Below are 17,693 nucleotides of genomic sequence, written 5' to 3'. Positions count from 1 at the left end.
GCGTCAGTCCATCAATTCGCCGACCTTTACATGTCCGCGGAGGAGATTCCGGGAGATAATGAAACGTTGAATCTCGTCTGTGCCTTCGAAAATGCGCCATACCCTCATTTCGCGGTACCAGCGTTCGATGGGGAGTTCCTTGGTGTAGCCCATGCCACCGTGGATCTGCAGCACCCTGTCGCAGACTTGGTTTGCCATGTTGGCACCGAACAGTTTCGCGATAGAAGCGTAGTGGCGGGTATCCATCCCGTTTTCAGCCATCCAGGCAGCGTGTAGAACGAGCCAACGAGTTGCCTCAATTTCGACAGCCGAATCGGCGATCTGCCATTGAATGGCTTGGCGCTCCGCAATCGGTTTGCCGAACGTGACGCGGGACTTGGCGTGATCGATGGCCATTTGCAGCAGCCGCTCTGCCGCACCGACGCCTCGCGCCGGGATCATGTACCGGCCTTGACCGATCCACTTCATCCCCAGGTTGAAACCGCCGCCCAGTTCACCTAGGATGTTTTCTTCGGGGACACGGACGTCTTCAAACACGAGTGACGCCGGTCCCCATTCGCCCATTGTGTGGATGTACTCAGAGCGCCATCCCATTGACCTGTCTACGAGGAAACATGTGACGCCGCCGCGCGCTCCCTTTTCTTTGTCGGTGACGGCAAAGACCATGGCAAAATCCGCCTCATTGCCGTTGGTGATAAAGATTTTTTCGCCATTGAGTACGTAGTGATCTCCGTCCTTGACGGCGGACATACGGATGTTGGCAGCGTCAGACCCTGCACCAGGTTCCGTGAGTGCAAAGCAAGACCTGAGCTCACCGTTGATGACGGGCAACAGGTATTTCTTCTTTTGCTCTTCATTGCAGTAGTAGAGGATGTTGTCAGCCGATCCGCCGAAGTTGAACGGCACGAACGTCCGGCCGAGTTCCATGGCAATGAGCGCCGTCATAACTGGACCGAGATCGGCACCGCCATATTCCTCCGGTGTATTAATGCCCCAAAAACCGAGATCGCGTGCTTTTGCTTGCAGCTCAACAATTTGTTCCCTTTCCATACCCGGTCTGCCCTCGCGTTCGTTGCGCAGCACTTGCTGTTCTAGGGGCATGAGCTCGTTCTTGACAAAGTCACGGACGGTTTGCTGGACCATTCTCTGTTCTTTCGTCAATTTGAAATCCATACCGTTTCCCTCCCGAATTGTGGTTCAATTCCCGTAGATCACCGACTGCCACCGTTGATATATATGACCTGGCCCGACACGTAACTTGCATCGTCGCTGACGAGAAAGGCCACAACGTTGGCAACGTCGTCAGGAACGCCGATACGTCGCAATGGAATGCGCTCAGCCGCCAGACGTTTGTTTTCCTCAAAGTCGAGGCCGATACGTTCTGCTGTTTGCTTGGTCATGTCCGTTGCAATGAAACCGGGGGCAACCGCATTCACGTTAATGTTGAAGGGACCAAGTTCAATTGCCAGTGTTTTGGTGAAGCCCTGGAGACCAGCCTTTGCAGCTGAATAGTTCGCCTGACCGCGATTCCCCAATGCTGAGGTGCTGCTTGTGTTGACGATTTTTCCGTACTTCTGCTTTACCATGTATGTTTGGGCGGCTCGACTGCACAGAAAACTTCCCTTCAAGTGAACATTCATCACCGTATCCCAGTCAGATTCCGACATCTTAAACAACAAGTTGTCGCGTAGGAGGCCCGCGTTGTTGACGAGAATGTCCAGCTTTCCAAACTGGGAGATGACGCGAGCAAATGCATGTTCAACGTCCTCTGCCACGGATACATCACATCCGAGACCAATCGCTTCACCTCCCGCATTGCGGATTGCTGCCACGGTCTCCGTTGTGAACTCTTCCTTGATGTCAAACACACCGACCTTAGCCCCGTCTTTTGCCAATCGCTTCGCGGTGGCTGCGCCGATTCCCCGACCTGCTCCCGTAACGATAGCGACTCGATCTGCCAAACGACCCATTCAACCATCCCCCAACCGTTTTTTAAAGTGCCTTAAACCAATCAACTCGTGGCGATTGCTCAGGCGGATCGAAATACCAAAACCCCGTTTTCTGTCGCAACCGTCGCTCTAGACTGTTCAACAAGCAAGTCAAGGTGACCGAGAATTTCGGAAAGACCCAAAAATACGGCACCTCCTTGCAACCACGGGAACATGGTCGTACTGATTTCATAAACCGTCTGTTTGCCATCTTGTAAATGTTGAAGAATTGCTAAGCACCGTTCCTCATGTTCTACGAATCGCTGCTCAATTAGTGCCTCATGCCCGACGTATGGACGACCATGCCCCGGATAAATGGTTTTCCATGGTAGTTGCTGCGTCCGCAGCATTGATGCCCGGTACTGGAGCAGTGCCTTTGGTCTGTCGTTCTCCTGGGGTGATGGAGGTTCCATAAACGCGTTTGCGGAAATCTCTTTTAAAAGGTGATCTCCGACAAATGCATCACCAGATTCTCGGTGCCACAGACAGATGTCGGTCTGACTGTGACCAGGCGCGTAAACGACGGTGTATTCGCGACCGCCAGCTCGAATCGTATCCCCATCATCCACATAGTGAACGCCTTTCCATTTTTCCTCGCGGTACTTGTGATTTCGAGTCACTTTCCCTTCTGCACCGCATTCCAGAAAGAACTGCTGAAAGTAGGATTCTGTTCGTTGAAATTCAAGCAGGCCGCCCTCTAAGGTGCAACGTGCTCCTCGGTGGACGAAAACGGGCACGTCCACTTCCCTCTGAATAGCAGTAACACCCCCTGCATGGTCCATGTGCATGTGAGTGACGACAACCTGTTCAATGTCTTGCCATGTGATGCCAACCCTCAGCAAATCTTGTTGTAGTTGCCGAACAGATTCCTCTTGCCAGATTCCTGTGTCAATCAAGGTCACAGGGTTGCCAAGTAGCAAGTAGGCGTTGACGCTACCTTCCGGAAACGGTGTGGAAATTTGAATTGGAACGATATTCGTGATAGTAAGTCCTCCTTACCCGACGCTTACAATCGCGCAAAACGAGTCCAAAAGGAAGCGCTTACACAAGCAACATGGCATGTATGAGCGTTTGTTGCTCTGTCATAAATGTCTCAAAGGGCATCCGCTCAAACAACCAACTCTTTTTAAGGGCCCATAAATGCCCGATCCCGATTAAATTAAAAGCCACGAGTTGTTCCGAGACAGATGACTTAAAAATACCCCTACGCTTCCCTTCCACAATGATGTCGGCAATTTTTGTCGCTGTTTCCCGCTCCACAGACAGGATTTGACGCCGTGTCTCCTTATTCATGGAGGATAGATCCTTATATAAGATCATAAGGACCCTCGCCCCCTTGTTGAGCTCGCGATACAACTCACTCATCACGGTGTCCAGACGCTCCATCGGATCGTCGATTTTCTGGACCATATCAAACACTTTGCGATAGAGAAGTGAAGCATCTTGCACAACTCCGACGAGAATATCCTCTTTTTTCGGAAACACGTAGTAAATTAGACCGACACTTAGCCCTGCCTCTTCAGCGATGTCACTTAAAGAAACAGCGTGATAACCTCTCTGGCTGAACAAATTTCGCGCCGCGTCGAGGATCGCCTTTCTGCGATCAGCTCTCTTGACCATCATTCACCTCGTCAGTTCAAGATATTTTGTTGGTGTGCCGGGACGAAAGTTGAACGTTCAACTTAATACCGGCACGGTTGCGTACCGATGGTCAACAATATGATTGAGAGTCGCGTCATATTACCGAACCCCCTTATTCGTAAAAAATTTGCCAGTGACCTGGCTGAGGACAAATAAATGATTTAAACTTTTACTTCATGAAATACAGCAGATTGATGAACTTGGTAATATATTTTGTCATAATAGAGAGAAGTCTTAGCGTATCGATTGAGGTGAAGCAATATCATGGATCTTTACCCGCTTGGTGAAGATTTGCCATTTACCTATCCAACATGGTATGTGAGTCGCGAGTTTCTACCCAAATACCGGACAAGCCCCGTTCTACGTGTCCTGCCAGGGAATCAATTGAAGATTTTACGGAAGAATCGCGGCGCGCTTTTCCCAATCAGCGATTCGTTAAAACAACCGATTATGTAGGTACAGCATCATACATATTCTCTTTTTAACAACGAGAAATGAAGCTGGTCTTGTATCTGACCCGCTATCCAATAATGCTCACGCATATTCCCATCGAGATGGAACCCAAGACGTTTCAACAACTTTATCGAACCACCTGTTGTTTTAGACGGTTTTGCGTCGTTTGGATATACTCTCCCAAATTTTTTAATGGAACGACGGGACGACACGTATACTGACCACGTTGAGGCTCCATCGCATTCCTAGTGATGTAGAATCGCAAGTATCTCTTCATCATTTGGGGATAATTCCTTTAAATGAAATAGAACCTGCGTATACTCTCCTCTCCAATTTAATATCTTCTTGCGTATTACTGCCCTTATGCGCAATAACACCAATATTTAACTTCTGTATGAATATGCACCTTGCCTTCTCACAGCTTATACAAATTTTTGAACCGGAAGAGGGCGTTCGTGTCATACCGAACGCCCTTCTGGTTACCGACTTTATTGTCTGGTTACCGACTTTATTGGCATTCTACACCAACTGTGGGCGGTAACATCACGTGGCATAAAAACCGCCCCCATTCTAGTGTCCTGAAACTGTCTCCTTGGCATCTTAGGTATCATCATATGGCATAAACACTATTTCCGGTAAAGTCGAATGACATAAACTCACGACGGAGGCACGGTTCTCGAGCTGCTACACTCCCACTGGTTGTCAGGATCCCACATCAACTTGAATCTTCTTCTCCCCATGTCCTCTGTGAGCGAACCTAAACCTCCCGATTTTCTTAAGTTCACCAGCGGTTTCCGGATAGCGAGCTCGGCAGCGGATTTAACCGCTCCAAGACAGGACGTACCCCAGTGCAGCAAATGAGACCACATATGGAGCGCCTGAAGTGACCCATTAGAGACACCTGCCTTCGATTACTTATCTCTCTTAATGATCTTGAGTCCTCTACGCAAATTTCTGGTTGAGTCGCTATTAGGTTAACCCAGCTAATAGTTTGTCAAGCAGGGTATTAACAAGTCTTTTAATCCTGTGTTACAGTAATTTTAGACACACCAAAGAACCTTCCCTTCATGAATTGGAAGGTTTTTGTCATTGGTGCGTTATCTAGAAATCACGCCATGTCCAGGAAGGTTTCCTTCCGCTTTAACAGTGCATAAATCCAGTGAAGAAGTTTGTTGATACAAGCCACTATGGCTACTCTGTGTGCTTTGCCTTCGTCTCGTTTCTTTTGGTAAAAAGCTTTGATCCGCTTGCTTCCGGATTTGCGTAAACCGCACAAGACAGCGTTGAACAAGGAATGACGCAATCGACTGGAGCCACGTTTGCTAATTCGGTTTAATGTCGCGGTGAACTTTCCGGACGAGAAAACGCTTGGGTCCACGCCGGCAAATGCCACGAGTTTCGTTGGGTGATTAAACCGATCTATCTCTCCGAGCCCGGAAATAATCGTTGCTGCGATTTTTCCACCTATACCGGGGATGGATTGGATAATCTTATATTCTTCAATCTCCATTGCAAGGGCATCTATCTTGTTTTCAAGGGCGGATAGATGCTCTTTGTATTGGACAAGCATTTTGATGTACATGTCCAAGCTGAACAAATGGCTTTCGAGTCGGGGACGCTTAAACGGATTTCGATTCGCTGCGGCTCTGATCTTTGCTGCTTTCTCCGTTGCCCAATGATAAGAACGGCTTGGACACAGTTCCGCGACTTTATCTGCCAACTCACTCTGTGTAACCGCAAGCACCGATTCCGCTGTCGGAAACGCCAACAGCACGTGAAGCGAGACCTTAGAATACAAGTCTCCAAATATCCCTCTGAACTCTGGGAATACCTGATCCAATACGGCTTGGAACTGCAGTTTTGTTTTGATGTACAAATCCGTAATGGACTCGTGCTGTCTCGTTAAGCTTCTTAGATTCAACAACTGCGTACCACGTTTTTTATGAGGCTCAAATTGCTCCTTGTAATACAATTCACACAAACGATACGCATCGATGGCATCCGTCTTTACCTTGCGCAGGTTAGACTTCTTCGCCTGGTGAGCAACAAGCGGATTAACAAGGATATACACGTAATTGTTTTCCTCGAGGAACTCCATGACAGGCGTGTGGTAATGACCCGTGGACTCAAAAATGATGACTGGACGAACCTCCGCGATTGCTTCAACCGTACGTAGCACTTCGAGAAAATCCTCAAAACCCTCCTGCGTATGAATGACGTTAAAACTTCCGCCGTGCGGCAACCCTCGGTCCAGAAAGACTTGCCCTTTACTCTCTCCCTTCGCAATATCTAACCCCACAACCGGATTCAAGTGAAACATCTCCTCTCAAGCAAATTCACCGGTAAACCCTAGTCCTTCTTGCAGTTCATAGCTTCGCTTGTGATGCGGGATCGCTTGTCCCAACCAGCTTCAAACATGCTTCCACAAGTAGGGGGGAACATTTTAGCGCACGGATTCAAGGATCCACCTGCCCAGACCGTTCTACCCGGCTACCGGAAATAAACCTCTAAAACTTAAAGAGGTCAACCAATCCGTGACCGAATTGGTTGACCTCATAATACGAACCTGCCCAAGAGCGACACAACACGATGGTGAGACAAACCGAATATTCATGCATTTGTTGCCACACCGAGATCTTCAGTTACTGCCACCATTAGTCAAACAAGCCGTGTCATCGTTTCCGTCCTAACAGCTCAATTATTTTGCCTAACCCCATTAATGTCCCACCTTGAAAGAAAGAACCAAACAACATAGCAATGGTAGAACCCCAGTTCATACCTACTGCGTTAATGGAACTAAAGCGTACAATGCTGACTATGTTTGCTATCAATTCCACGACCATAACAACAATACCGAGAAAAAATAAAAATCTACCCGAACGTGACATAATGGTCACCTCCCAATATGAAAATTATACCATGGAGATCGGTATCCCTGTTGTTGGACTTTTCTGCCCTTGAGCGACACAATCTGTACTGTTTCAAAGCTGAATATTCATGCATGGCTACGTACAAAGGGTCACTCGGTTCTAGACACCGTTAACAACAAAAACTAGTCAGGTTTCTTTAGTGTTTTCCAATCATAGTACAGAGGTATGAGCAACATAATGACTCCAACGAGAATGAAGAGAATACTCAAGTAATACGAAGCGGATCCGCCTATCTCCACCCTTGCAGACCAATCTTTTGGGGGTTGCCATGCGTTCATTTGTGGCATGTAGAGTGCTACTGCCAAACGGACAATTCCGTATAGAAATGTGCCTGCTAACATAAACACAGCACCAGTAAATCTCATTCCTCGAAACAAATAAATCGCTCCTCTCATCTGTCCCAAGTTAACCACACATATTTGCGTATTACTGGCCGGGTAGCTTGGGCACCTTGCGGTGCCCTTGCCCCCTCAGAACCGTGCGTGACAGTTTCCCGTCACACGGCTCAAGCCACCTTCACCAGTTGTCTCTGCAACCCACTGCGGGGAATGCGACTTCTCGCATGCTCTTTCGAGTGTGACCCGTTGACTCGTCTCTTGGACGGATAATTGGGTTCATAACAGGTCACGCCATTCACCGTGTGCTACGAGATTTCCAGCTAGATGACCCTGGGCAAGTCAGCACGCTTTCGCGTTAGGACAATTGGTGTTGCCACCGTCCCTATCCACCCCATTACAGGATGGCATTCGCTTTTTGCCCACTCCTCTACCCCCTGGGGATTCGGCATCGCTTGCACTTTGCTTACTGTTCGGCTATTCCAACAGACCCCATCGGGCTTACCTTGTTTCATCGATAACCCATTAACCAAGTGTTTAGGTGCCCCGACTCCCGCGATAGCGCTTGGAACTGCGAATCAGCAATCTGGGAGTGCTGATCCCGACTACTTGCCTTTTGGCTCAAGCGTGTCAGAGTGTTTCGCTTGTCTTGCATAACGCGGTTTATAAGGGGTTCACTTTCGTTCACCATGCACCTGTAACCTAGCTCCGGTTCGAATCACCCTATCGAACTCGGCTACATTGTCTCGTGAGCTATCGCAAGACAGCGTGCCATCCCACGTCACGGTAGGTTCGCGCCCGCAGTTCTGGGCGGGTGGATTCACACCACATGATTATCGACAACTTACAAGTCGCAACCCCGATGTGCAATAAGGCGGTGCTAAGGCAATTCGTATATTCATGCAGCGTGCATTGCATAGCGGTTATGGGACCTATGCCCCCTACCGTGAAAATGGCATAAAAAAGTTCCCGTGATCTCCTCCAGTTCACTGTTGGTGATTTCAGGAAGCTGGTTGAACTGTGACTGTCAAACCAAGTTTCTCCAACGAATGCAAGTGACGACGAATAACTCGTTCTCGGTTCCTCTCCTCGTGGTACGTTGGCCCAAGGTCCTCGTATTCCGTCTGATTAACCAGCATGTGGTATATGATGATTAACATGTAGTGACCGACCGCCACGGCTGCTCTCTTGGATCCTCGGCGCGCAGCAATCCGATGATACCTAGCGGACAGATAGGTGTTCTTCGTTCTGGCGGCACCACGAGCGGCTTCGATTAACGCTTCTCGTAACCAAGGATCTCCCTTGCGGGTCTTGCCACTTCGTCGTTTACCCGCACTTTCATTGTTGCCCGGACACATCCCCGCCCAGGACGCCAAGTGGTGCGCACTTGGAAACCGGCTCATGTCGGTACCAATCTCCGCCAGTATGAGTTCCGCCGTCCGCTTGCCAATTCCAGGTATCGTCTGGATTCGCCGGAGATCTTCGTCAATAGGGCGCATCCGCTGCTCGATTTCAGCACTCACTTCCTCGATCAACTCATCAAGGTGATCGATGTGCCGAAGCTGGACAGCAAGCATCATCTGTTGATGCGGACGCACAACCCCATGCAATGCACGTTTCAGTTCTGCGGTCTTGTTGCGTAGGCGCCCCTTCACGAGCTCCTTGAGCCGTGATTCATCAATTTGGCCACCAATGAGTTCAGTGAGGATGGCTCGACCCGATACACCAACCACATCACTTGCCACCGATGCCAACTTGATATTTGCTCCTTCAAGGACTTTCTGGAGGCGGTTGACTTCATTGGCACGTTCCCGGATGAGAGACTTTCGGTACCGGACGAGTTCCCGCAGTTCACGCTGATTTCGGTCAGGGATATAGCTCCCCTTGAGCAGACCATGGCGTAGCAGGTCCGCTATCCACTCAGCGTCCCGGACATCCGTCTTTCGGCCAGGAACCTGTTTGATATGCTGGGCATTAACGACCAACGCTTCGAGATCCTTGTCTTCGAGAAGGTTGAAGATCGGCTTCCAAAAGACACCCGTACTTTCCATCGCCACATGCGTGCATCCGTGACCGAGAATCCACTCTATTAGGGACTCCAGGTCATCGGTCATCGTTCCGAACGTCTGAACCTCCTTAGTCTCCGGTGTGATAACACATCCAACGACCTTCTTCTTGTGGACATCCAGTCCGCAGCATCGCTCGTGTACAACCTGCATAATGCTGCCACTCCCCACTGAAAGAAGTACAGCCACGTGGCGACCGATGCGATAGGAATTCTACCGTACGTGCTTCCCGACAGCGGGAGCGACAAATCGTGGTGCTCCAGGTCGCCAACTCCGTCTTATGCACGGACTCGTAGTACCAGGGGGCGACGAGCTCCGTGTGGCTGTCTAGCGACATAGTAGATCACTGATACACATTTTCATAGATTGTGGTGCCGCCTGGCGGCATGGGGGTCTTATGTGCAATAAGCATTTACCTTACTAAGGCATTATAGAGCCGTTTCCACTTAGAGAAAGTAGGGTCGGTATCCACGATTCCTGCCGCTCTTAGGTAAAATTCAATTTGAGAACCGGTCAGCCCGTCGTTTGTATCTGCAATTATTTGGAATATTGTCTCAAACTGTCCCTCGTTGAACATTTTTCTTCTTATATCTGCCACAGGACTCGCTACTCATCGATGGATTGAGCGCCTTAAAGCGGCTAGTATACGATGACTTTATTGTCGCAAAATAAAATACCCCCTGTGAGGGCTTCTCAACAGGGGCTTGCCGATGCTTTCGGACACCATTATCGTGCAACAAAATGGAAGTTATTTCAATGAGAATTTACAGAACCTCATCTCACTGTGAACCCCACTGTGTACTCTTGTACAAATGTCGAAGCCTTTAGCGAGTACGTGTTAAGCAACTCATCAATTTTCTTCGTGTCGCCAAACGAGCCATGTGCTGCTAGTGCTTTGGCAAAACCGTGTACTCTTGACTTTAACAAATCTAGTTTCTCAGTGTTAATAATTCTAATATAGCGATTAGGAGATGAAGCATACTCGAAAACTGTATAAGGATGAATCATTACAGGTGTAAACCTGCAAGAACTATCATATTTTTCTTCGAACCAGACAATTGAGCCATTCAGTTGGTTGCAGTCATGCTTATTTATAGTTGGGGCAGTAGCCCCATTCTTACACTCAATTACAAGGTACTCAAGGTTACCGACTTCCCATAACACATCTGGCCCTTTTTTGTACTCCGCTTCTGGTCTCTGAGCCGAAAAGCCCAAATAGAATGCAAGTTCTTTACATGCTTCTTCAAACACAGGTGCCGAGTCAGGTTTAAAAATGAGCTGCTCCAACAGCTTATTTACGCCTAAGATAAACTTGTTCGAATTGTTGTTATACTTTTGCATAAAGAAGTCTGATGCCTGCACAGCTTGACTACCAATGAATCGTTGTAATTTGGCATATTGAATACCCTCTAAAGGATGAAGAACAAGATGGTTATCGTTAACTGCGGATTTCAAGGTTACATGGGATTCTTGTTGATCAATGAAGTACAGATATTCAGCTAGTTGCTGTTTCAGATATCCTCTGGTCTTTAACTCTGAAGTTTCATTTACTGTTTCGTTAATTAGTTGAACTGACTTATGGTAGTCCCTAATTAGCGCAGCATTAAATGCTTCACGTTGCTTTTTGATCACTTGGTTAACTTTAAAGGACGCATCATACTTGAGATGCACTAACACACCTTTACTCTTGGAAATCCAAGATGTATTTCTCAAAAGGCTATAGTTTATGACATCCTTCAGGTCTCCAATACTTGCTCCCCTGACCTGTTCAGCAAGTTGATCGGAAAGTTTGATTTGAGCTTTAGTAGCAGGAGTGAATTTATCCATTGCACCGTCAACATAAAGATGATTAATAAGAGTTCTTCCCATCAAGAATACAACACAGTAATCATCCTTTGAACGAATTCCTCTGCCCATTCCTTGTTCAATTCTCTGGATAACTTTTGACAGGCTATCGTCAGTTCCAAAGAGGATGCCTTGCTCAATTTTATCGATCTTCCTTCGAACGTCTGGTAAACCGTCAATGACCAATATCTCGCAGGCTTCCTTGGCTAAATCAATTCCATCATATTTATTTACCATTACTACAAGTCCGACATGCCCATTTTTCAGCTTAGTGATGCCTTCTTGAAGGTTTGAAGTCGTGAGGACTAAATCACAACTGTCTTTCCAGAAATTAGAACGATAGTGGGAAGGCACAATTACCACAACATTATGCTTTTTGGACTCTTCCTTTAAAAAGTCCTTGATGTCCTCATCCTTTATATCAGGGTTTAACTCCTGGGGAATTAAGATCATTCTGTCACCAATATCATCTGAAGATTCAGGCGTAATAGCAAACTTTATCTTATCAGCATTGATATTAAAATGGGAAACTAATATGCTATCATCTGCCAGCGTAGCGCTCATAAAGATTTTTCTCTTACAGTCAACAAAACTCGGTATCGATAGGATAGGCACACATTTGGGAGAAATTTCAATTTTGTCGCTCCCGAAAATGCAACTGCACTGAGATAAGCAGTTTTTAAGTAATTGCCACGAAAATCTCAGTGAATCATAATCCTTGTCCGCAGTTCCTTTCCTAAAATTTTCTTCCTCAATTCTATATGCCTCATACAAAATTCCTGTCACATCTCTGATGTTGTCTTGCCAAGACCAGAATGGAACTAACATATTAACAGTCGGGCTTTGGGCCTCTAATTCCAAAATTCCTGTATCTGACTGCTCGGCTAAAGCCCCTTTGAAGGTTGTAAACAGCTTTGTGTAGACGTCAGTTGAATAAGGAATTTCCATTGTGAACTGCGATTCTGTAATATCTAAACAAGCATGGGCATCATCAATAATAATACTGCCAATCGGGATCTTGTTTTCGAGAACCCCAAATGACGACTTGCCATTAAATAGCTTGTAAACATTGATAACTAATATTGCTTGCCCCTTCTTAAAACGAATGCTTTCTTGATCATCTGTGACCTCAATCCCTAACTTTTTAGCCTCTTCGAAAACTTGGGATACGAGATATGGGTCGGGTACTACATATACAGCGGGACCTTTCCCTTCATTTAGACAACTTTTCAAGATGAGCAATCCAACGACCGTCTTGCCACTTCCAGTATTCATTTTGATTACGTTGTACTCATTACCCCTAACTTCGAACCACTTATTCCATACTTCAGTCTGAACATCCCTTGGATAGTTATATATCGGATCTTTCTTAGGTAACACACTAAAAATCTCACGAGGATTTACAACCGTATCGGCAGAGTTATCTCCGCCAAGCATATCGAAGTTAATCTTCACTTTCACTAACCTCCTTAAAGCGGTAACCTTCTGCAGCGAGAGCGATTCCTATTTCATCAGTATAAGCTTCAGCTGAATTGACACCAGTTTCACCCTGTAGAGTAAAAATGTTCTGTGGCTGCAATCTGCTTGGATATTAAATGTAATGCCTTTTCGTTTCCTATAGATTGAGCAGAAATTTGCTTCCATTTCTCTAAACGTTGCTTAATACTCGGCGGCACAAATTTCGTAATGGTTTCTTTGCCATGTGTTCCATCGTTGAAGACGTTATGCATATGGGCTGTCACTTTGCCTAGGCTGTACATCTGCGACTTAGTAAACGTTCCAGGCAAAAGGTTGTCTCCCGACATAAACTCTATTACGACAAACCGTTCACCGTTCTCTGAGACATGTATAACGTTGTGGTTGTTGGTTAATAACCGTGGACAGGGCGTTCCATGTTCGTACTGTCTTAATTGTTCCCGCAATGCAAACTCTTGTTCAAAGGCGACTTGTTTAAGACCAAAACTCTCATACCGCTCTTTGCTGAACTGCTTTACTACAAAAATGCCTCTCTCTGTTTGAACCTTCCACTTAAGATTAAGTAAGCCCAAAGTGAGCGGTATTGGGTTGGAAAAGCTCAGCCCAAGCAAATTTTCAGAGGCTTGTTTCAAATCAAGATAAATTTGTCCCGGAGTTCCTGTTGAGATCCCCATCCATCTATCAACCCCAAATTAGCGAAAACGCCTTCATTTATGGTTATGTATCCCACGAATGAGAGCGTAATCCTTTAAAAACCTTGTTGCCTATTACTGCCCGATAGTCCCATAAAGCGAACAACTTGAACATCGTATTTTCATGCAGAATCCAAGAGCATGGCTTATAGGACATACGCACCCGTCCAAGATTACAGGCTCACTTGTTCGAAATGTTCTACAATAGGAAATGGGTCGTAAAAGTGATGTAGCAACCTCTTCCATTCTTGATATTCCACTGATTGTCTAAACCCAACAGTATGGCTTTCAAGGTCACTCCATTGAACCAACAATAAATACTTGCCTGGAGCCTCGAGACATCGCTGTAATTGGTGAGATATATATCCGCCCATACTTGAAATGGTTTTCGAAGCTTGTATGAATGCCTCTTCGAAATCCTTTTCCATACCGTTTTTAACATTCAACATCGCGGCTTCAAGATCATTTTGACGTATCCCCTTCATAGTGACTTGTTTTTAAATTCAACACATATCCATATAAATCCTGGTAAAAATTTCAGAATGTCTTTTTGCGTTAAACTGCCCAAATGTTCAATAACTGCTACCCTGCGCAAACGAATATTCATGCATGATGAGCAACAGAACGATATGCAGACCTATAAACTTAGAGCAAGTCGAACCATGTCACGGCACTGCATTCCGTTCTCATAAATGGGCTCATCATAATGAACGGTGAAAAAGTCCCTATCTACCCCAATAATTCTAAAACCACATTTTTGATACCCAACGCTGGAGTTTCCTGTCCCAACTTCAATCGTTTTATATCCCATAGAATTTGCAGTTGTAATTGCATGACGAACCAATTGCTTCCCTATTCCCTTACCATGTTCTTCTTCCACGACAGCTACGTTCACGATCTCGACAGTTTGCGGACGTGTATCAAGCAGTACATACTCCCCAATGATTTTTCCGTTTGATTGGGCGACGAAACACCTACCACGATGAATATAACTTTCAACCACCTCGCGGGAAGGGTCGGCAAGCAAAAGCAATGACATTGGGAATTGTTCATCTTTCTGTATTGGTCTAATTTGTAGACCATCCAAAATAGTAATCACCACACCTTTGTTGAACATTCCTACCCGAGAGTGCAATAACAATTCCGAACCAACGCTGTATATTTATGTATTCGTGAGTTCGAGTCCTTCTTCAATATTCGCACCCGTTAGCGACAGAACATTAGGCTAGAGAGGGACGTCATTGTTGTAGTAGTATAATCTCATTAATAGGAATTTAGGGGTGACAAAACAAAAATGTCCAAGGTAAAAGTATATAGAGATATTGCTGAACTAGGCAGTGTGGATCTGTTCTTTATGGATACCCAAACGGATGAAACGCCCATCATTTGCCTTCATGGCAGATGTGGAAGGGCGGAGACATGGTACGGATTCATGCAACGTTACGGAAACAAATATCGAATTATTGCACCAGATCAGAGAGGCCATGGATTAAGCAGTAGGCCAGAATCAGATTACACCGATAGGGAAATGGCTGATGATATCATTGAGTTGATGAACTATCTAGACATTAAGTCAGCTATATTAGTGGGTCATTCAATGGGCGGAGCAGTGGTCGGTTATCTTGCTGCGCTTTATCCGCAATATGTCAAAGCGGCGGTTGTCTTGGATAAATCGGCAGCAGGCCCAACAGCGCCATTACCCATAGAAGCATGCCAGCGTAACGACCCGACGAGAGATTGGCCGTTGCCGTTCCCCTCAAGAAAAGATGCCATGAGTTTCCTAAAAGAAATATCGTGTTCCGATTTGGAATATCAGTTTTTTATGAATAGTTTAATTGAAACCTCAAAAGGGTACGAAATGATGTTTAGCTCAAGAGCCATAGCCATCGGGATTGGGCATTACGTGAGTTGGTATCATCTACTGCCCAAAATAAAATGTCCTGTCTTGCTGATTCGGTCGAAAAGCCATGAGGCTGTTCCAGATGATGACTTTGAAAAGATGCAATCACTTATAGATGGTTGTATCTCTCACGAAATGTCTCATCCAGACCATAATGTTCATTTGGCCAATGAAGAAGAATTTTATACCTGTATGGATGCATTTCTGGATAAAGTAATGAGTTTACCTGTCATCTGATTCTGCCCTTCCGCTTGCGTGTTCTACACAGAGACTATGACCACCTTGAATTCGGCAAAAATCAAGTGACGACAGCAACCATGTAAGAATATTACAACTTACAAATTCTCTGTTTCGAGGTGTCTACTCTATTGACTTAATCCCACGCTTCCCCAACGCCTGTGTGGAGGACATTGAGTATCATGCGGATCATGCGGTAGCAGGGGTAATTGAATTGTTAGACCCGAAACTAGCAGACTGGGCTCTTCCGACAGGGTTGCACATCTACAACCTTGATTCAATCAACATAGCATTATTGCTGATAATTTTGGTTGTTGGTGGTGCCGGAGGTTACTCGATATGGCGAGCAATGAGGAAAGTCAGTACCATATCCGAAACGTAATAGGCAGTATGAAGAAGGCATACCACTCACGGTATGCTTTCTTCTCTGTAAACGTCAGATACTTCTTCTTCTCAACAGCTTCTCTGGATGCCGTAAAGCACTAAAGTTCCTTGTGGGACTAACCTTTTGTTCAATATCCACTGTACAGAATTGGTGCATTTTTATACACCTAAGATTAAAGCAAGCCGCCTGGATTTTATGATCCAGGCGGTATCTCAGTACAGAACTTTATTTTTGGGTATATGACTTTATTTTTTAGTACACAACTTTATTTTCTGTGACCAAAAGAAACCGTTTACCGAATTAACGATTGGGGTTAGGTACAGTGAAACAATAAACAGTACGGGACAGTCCATGCATGCCAAATTGGCGTTAAATGGTGCGGGATTGGAGCAGTTATACATCGATTCTTGATCTCAAATCACACCCGAAATTTTCCAATTGATGTCTGTAGATTTTCTGCCTGTTGTGATAAAGAATTTGCCGACGCCGCAATTTCGTCTTCTTCAACTATTGCTGTGGAACCAAGGTAAGAGTGCCGATGGCCTGTTATCCATGCACTTCAGAAACAACATCTTTTAGAATATTGATACCGTTAATTGCGGTTGGAAACCCTGCATACGGGACGGTCTGTATAATCGTCTCTTCAATCTCCTCAGCAGATAACCCAACATTCAAGGCTGCGTTAATGTGAACCCGCAGTTGTGTCTCTCGTCCAAGAACAGTCAACATCGCAACAGTAGCGATCTCTCGTTCACGAAGGCTGAGTCCTTCACGCTGATAAATGTCTCCAAAGGCAAACTCTATAACGTACTTACCGAGGTCACCGAGCGGTGCTACAACCTCTTCGCCTACTTTGCCGTCAACCTCCGCCAGTTTCGCTAAGCCCAATTCAAAACGAGAAAGTTCGGTCTTGTGTGTCATGTTTTTCCTCCATCTCTTTGTATAAATCGATCTTCTTTTCAATTTGTCTTAGATTCTGTTCGAGTTCCGCCATGTGCGCCCGAATGTTTGTTTCATGTTGCTCGAGTAATTCCCGACGTTCTCGAACAGTTGCGTCTCCTTTGCGCCTCAAGGAAGCAAACTCCTGCATGGTTCGAATGGGCATCCCGGTGACTCGCAGCCGATTGAGAAACTCAACCCATGCAATATCCTTTGCAGAATAACTGCGATATCCGTTCTCGGTGCGGCTTACAGGATCGAGCAACCCAATTCGTTCATAGTAACGCAAGGTGTGAACGCTTAGACCAGTGATTGCTGCGATTTCTTGAATGGTGAATGCTTGTTCCATGGAATTCAGTCTACTCCTTTGAGTGCGCTCTAAAGCAATAGTGGATTTGGATAATGCAAGATGCTGTTGTAAGGACTCCTATTTGAAGTACACAATGTCCTCTATTTTGAACTGTTTTTGAGCAATCCCTAGCCTTTGGGCAGGCGTCATGTTTCGCCCGTCCCTCGTTTTGTACGGCACACAGAAGTTGTAGTATGTTCGCAGAATGGTGATGGCGTACTGAGTGTATCTCGGGTTGAAATTGCTGTATATGTAGGACTTTCCGTCTCCACGTGCTGTCGTAAGTGGACGCTCCAGAATCGAAATGCGGCGCCGGATCTGCTGCATGAACGCTGAAGTGGCGTTGTTGTTGACTTGCATAAGCACATCTGCCAATTCATCAGGGGTGTATGCCGAAACGTCGGTTTTTTCTACGCTAAAGGGGCCAGAAGTCCGTCTAACACGGCGTCGTAGTCCC

General features: G+C 46.1%; 16 protein-coding genes and 1 pseudogene. 2 read left to right on the top strand and 15 right to left on the bottom strand.

Annotated features, from left to right (window positions below):
• Positions 1–3: 3 nt before the first annotated feature.
• The 4 genes from NZD86_RS02780 to NZD86_RS02765 form a co-directional block, all read right to left on the bottom strand.
• On the bottom strand, positions 4–1,173 hold the full coding sequence (locus tag NZD86_RS02780) for an acyl-CoA dehydrogenase family protein (RefSeq protein WP_268044971.1): 1,170 nt from the start codon (positions 1,171–1,173) through the stop codon (positions 4–6).
• Positions 1,174–1,211: 38 nt separating this feature from the next.
• Positions 1,212–1,970, bottom strand: a complete 759-nt coding sequence (locus NZD86_RS02775) for a beta-ketoacyl-ACP reductase (protein WP_268044970.1) — start codon at positions 1,968–1,970, stop codon at positions 1,212–1,214.
• 59 nt (positions 1,971–2,029) lie between these two features.
• Positions 2,030–2,947, bottom strand: a complete 918-nt coding sequence (locus tag NZD86_RS02770) for an MBL fold metallo-hydrolase (RefSeq protein WP_268046767.1) — start codon at positions 2,945–2,947, stop codon at positions 2,030–2,032.
• A gap of 82 nt (positions 2,948–3,029) precedes the next feature.
• Positions 3,030–3,608 (bottom strand): TetR/AcrR family transcriptional regulator, encoded by a 579-nt coding sequence (locus NZD86_RS02765; protein WP_268044969.1) that lies wholly within the window; start codon positions 3,606–3,608, stop codon positions 3,030–3,032.
• A gap of 285 nt (positions 3,609–3,893) precedes the next feature.
• Here NZD86_RS02765 and NZD86_RS02760 point away from each other — a divergent pair, with 285 nt between their 5' ends.
• Entirely contained in the window at positions 3,894–4,085 is a 192-nt protein-coding gene (locus NZD86_RS02760; protein WP_268044968.1) for a hypothetical protein, read from the top strand.
• Between the two features lie 1,105 nt (positions 4,086–5,190).
• Here NZD86_RS02760 and NZD86_RS02755 read toward each other — a convergent pair.
• The 8 genes from NZD86_RS02755 to NZD86_RS02720 form a co-directional block, all read right to left on the bottom strand.
• Positions 5,191–6,393 carry an IS110 family RNA-guided transposase gene (locus tag NZD86_RS02755; protein ID WP_268044967.1) on the bottom strand — a complete coding sequence of 401 codons (1,203 nt, stop codon included), beginning with the start codon at positions 6,391–6,393 and terminating at the stop codon, positions 5,191–5,193.
• A gap of 361 nt (positions 6,394–6,754) precedes the next feature.
• Entirely contained in the window at positions 6,755–6,970 is a 216-nt protein-coding gene (locus NZD86_RS02750) for a hypothetical protein (RefSeq protein ID WP_268044966.1), read from the bottom strand.
• A 164-nt stretch (positions 6,971–7,134) separates the two neighbouring features.
• On the bottom strand, positions 7,135–7,377 hold the full coding sequence (locus NZD86_RS02745) for a hypothetical protein (RefSeq protein ID WP_268044965.1): 243 nt from the start codon (positions 7,375–7,377) through the stop codon (positions 7,135–7,137).
• Between the two features lie 971 nt (positions 7,378–8,348).
• Positions 8,349–9,566, bottom strand: a complete 1,218-nt coding sequence (locus tag NZD86_RS02740) for an IS110 family RNA-guided transposase (protein WP_268043647.1) — start codon at positions 9,564–9,566, stop codon at positions 8,349–8,351.
• A gap of 621 nt (positions 9,567–10,187) precedes the next feature.
• Positions 10,188–12,713, bottom strand: coding sequence for a DEAD/DEAH box helicase family protein (locus NZD86_RS02735; RefSeq protein ID WP_268044964.1), 2,526 nt, complete (start codon positions 12,711–12,713; stop codon positions 10,188–10,190).
• A gap of 89 nt (positions 12,714–12,802) precedes the next feature.
• The gene (locus NZD86_RS02730; RefSeq protein ID WP_268044963.1) at positions 12,803–13,408 is read right to left on the bottom strand and encodes a phosphotransferase; all 606 of its coding nucleotides are present in this window, start codon (positions 13,406–13,408) and stop codon (positions 12,803–12,805) included.
• A gap of 191 nt (positions 13,409–13,599) precedes the next feature.
• Entirely contained in the window at positions 13,600–13,911 is a 312-nt protein-coding gene (locus tag NZD86_RS02725; protein ID WP_268044962.1) for an antibiotic biosynthesis monooxygenase family protein, read from the bottom strand.
• Positions 13,912–14,063: 152 nt separating this feature from the next.
• Positions 14,064–14,465, bottom strand: a complete 402-nt coding sequence (locus tag NZD86_RS02720; RefSeq protein WP_268046766.1) for a GNAT family N-acetyltransferase — start codon at positions 14,463–14,465, stop codon at positions 14,064–14,066.
• Between the two features lie 255 nt (positions 14,466–14,720).
• On the opposite strand from NZD86_RS02720, the gene NZD86_RS02715 reads away from it, so the two are divergent.
• On the top strand, positions 14,721–15,563 hold the full coding sequence (locus tag NZD86_RS02715; RefSeq protein ID WP_268044961.1) for an alpha/beta fold hydrolase: 843 nt from the start codon (positions 14,721–14,723) through the stop codon (positions 15,561–15,563).
• Between the two features lie 931 nt (positions 15,564–16,494).
• Here the strand turns inward: NZD86_RS02715 and NZD86_RS02710 are convergent.
• The 3 genes and pseudogenes from NZD86_RS02710 to NZD86_RS02700 all read right to left on the bottom strand — a co-directional run.
• Entirely contained in the window at positions 16,495–16,869 is a 375-nt protein-coding gene (locus NZD86_RS02710; protein WP_268044960.1) for a carboxymuconolactone decarboxylase family protein, read from the bottom strand.
• Positions 16,838–17,236, bottom strand: coding sequence for a MerR family transcriptional regulator (locus NZD86_RS02705; RefSeq protein ID WP_268044959.1), 399 nt, complete (start codon positions 17,234–17,236; stop codon positions 16,838–16,840). Before NZD86_RS02705 ends, NZD86_RS02710 begins: the two co-directional genes overlap by 32 nt.
• A gap of 78 nt (positions 17,237–17,314) precedes the next feature.
• Positions 17,315–17,671: pseudogene (locus NZD86_RS02700) on the bottom strand (insertion element protein); the annotation flags it as partial.
• Between the last annotated feature and the right edge of the window lie 22 nt (positions 17,672–17,693).

The sequence above is a fragment of the Alicyclobacillus dauci genome (genome assembly GCF_026651605.1).
Classification (GTDB): domain Bacteria; phylum Bacillota; class Bacilli; order Alicyclobacillales; family Alicyclobacillaceae; genus Alicyclobacillus; species Alicyclobacillus dauci.
Note: the sequence above shows the minus strand (reverse complement) of the source record. Positions and strands in the feature narration are given on the sequence as shown.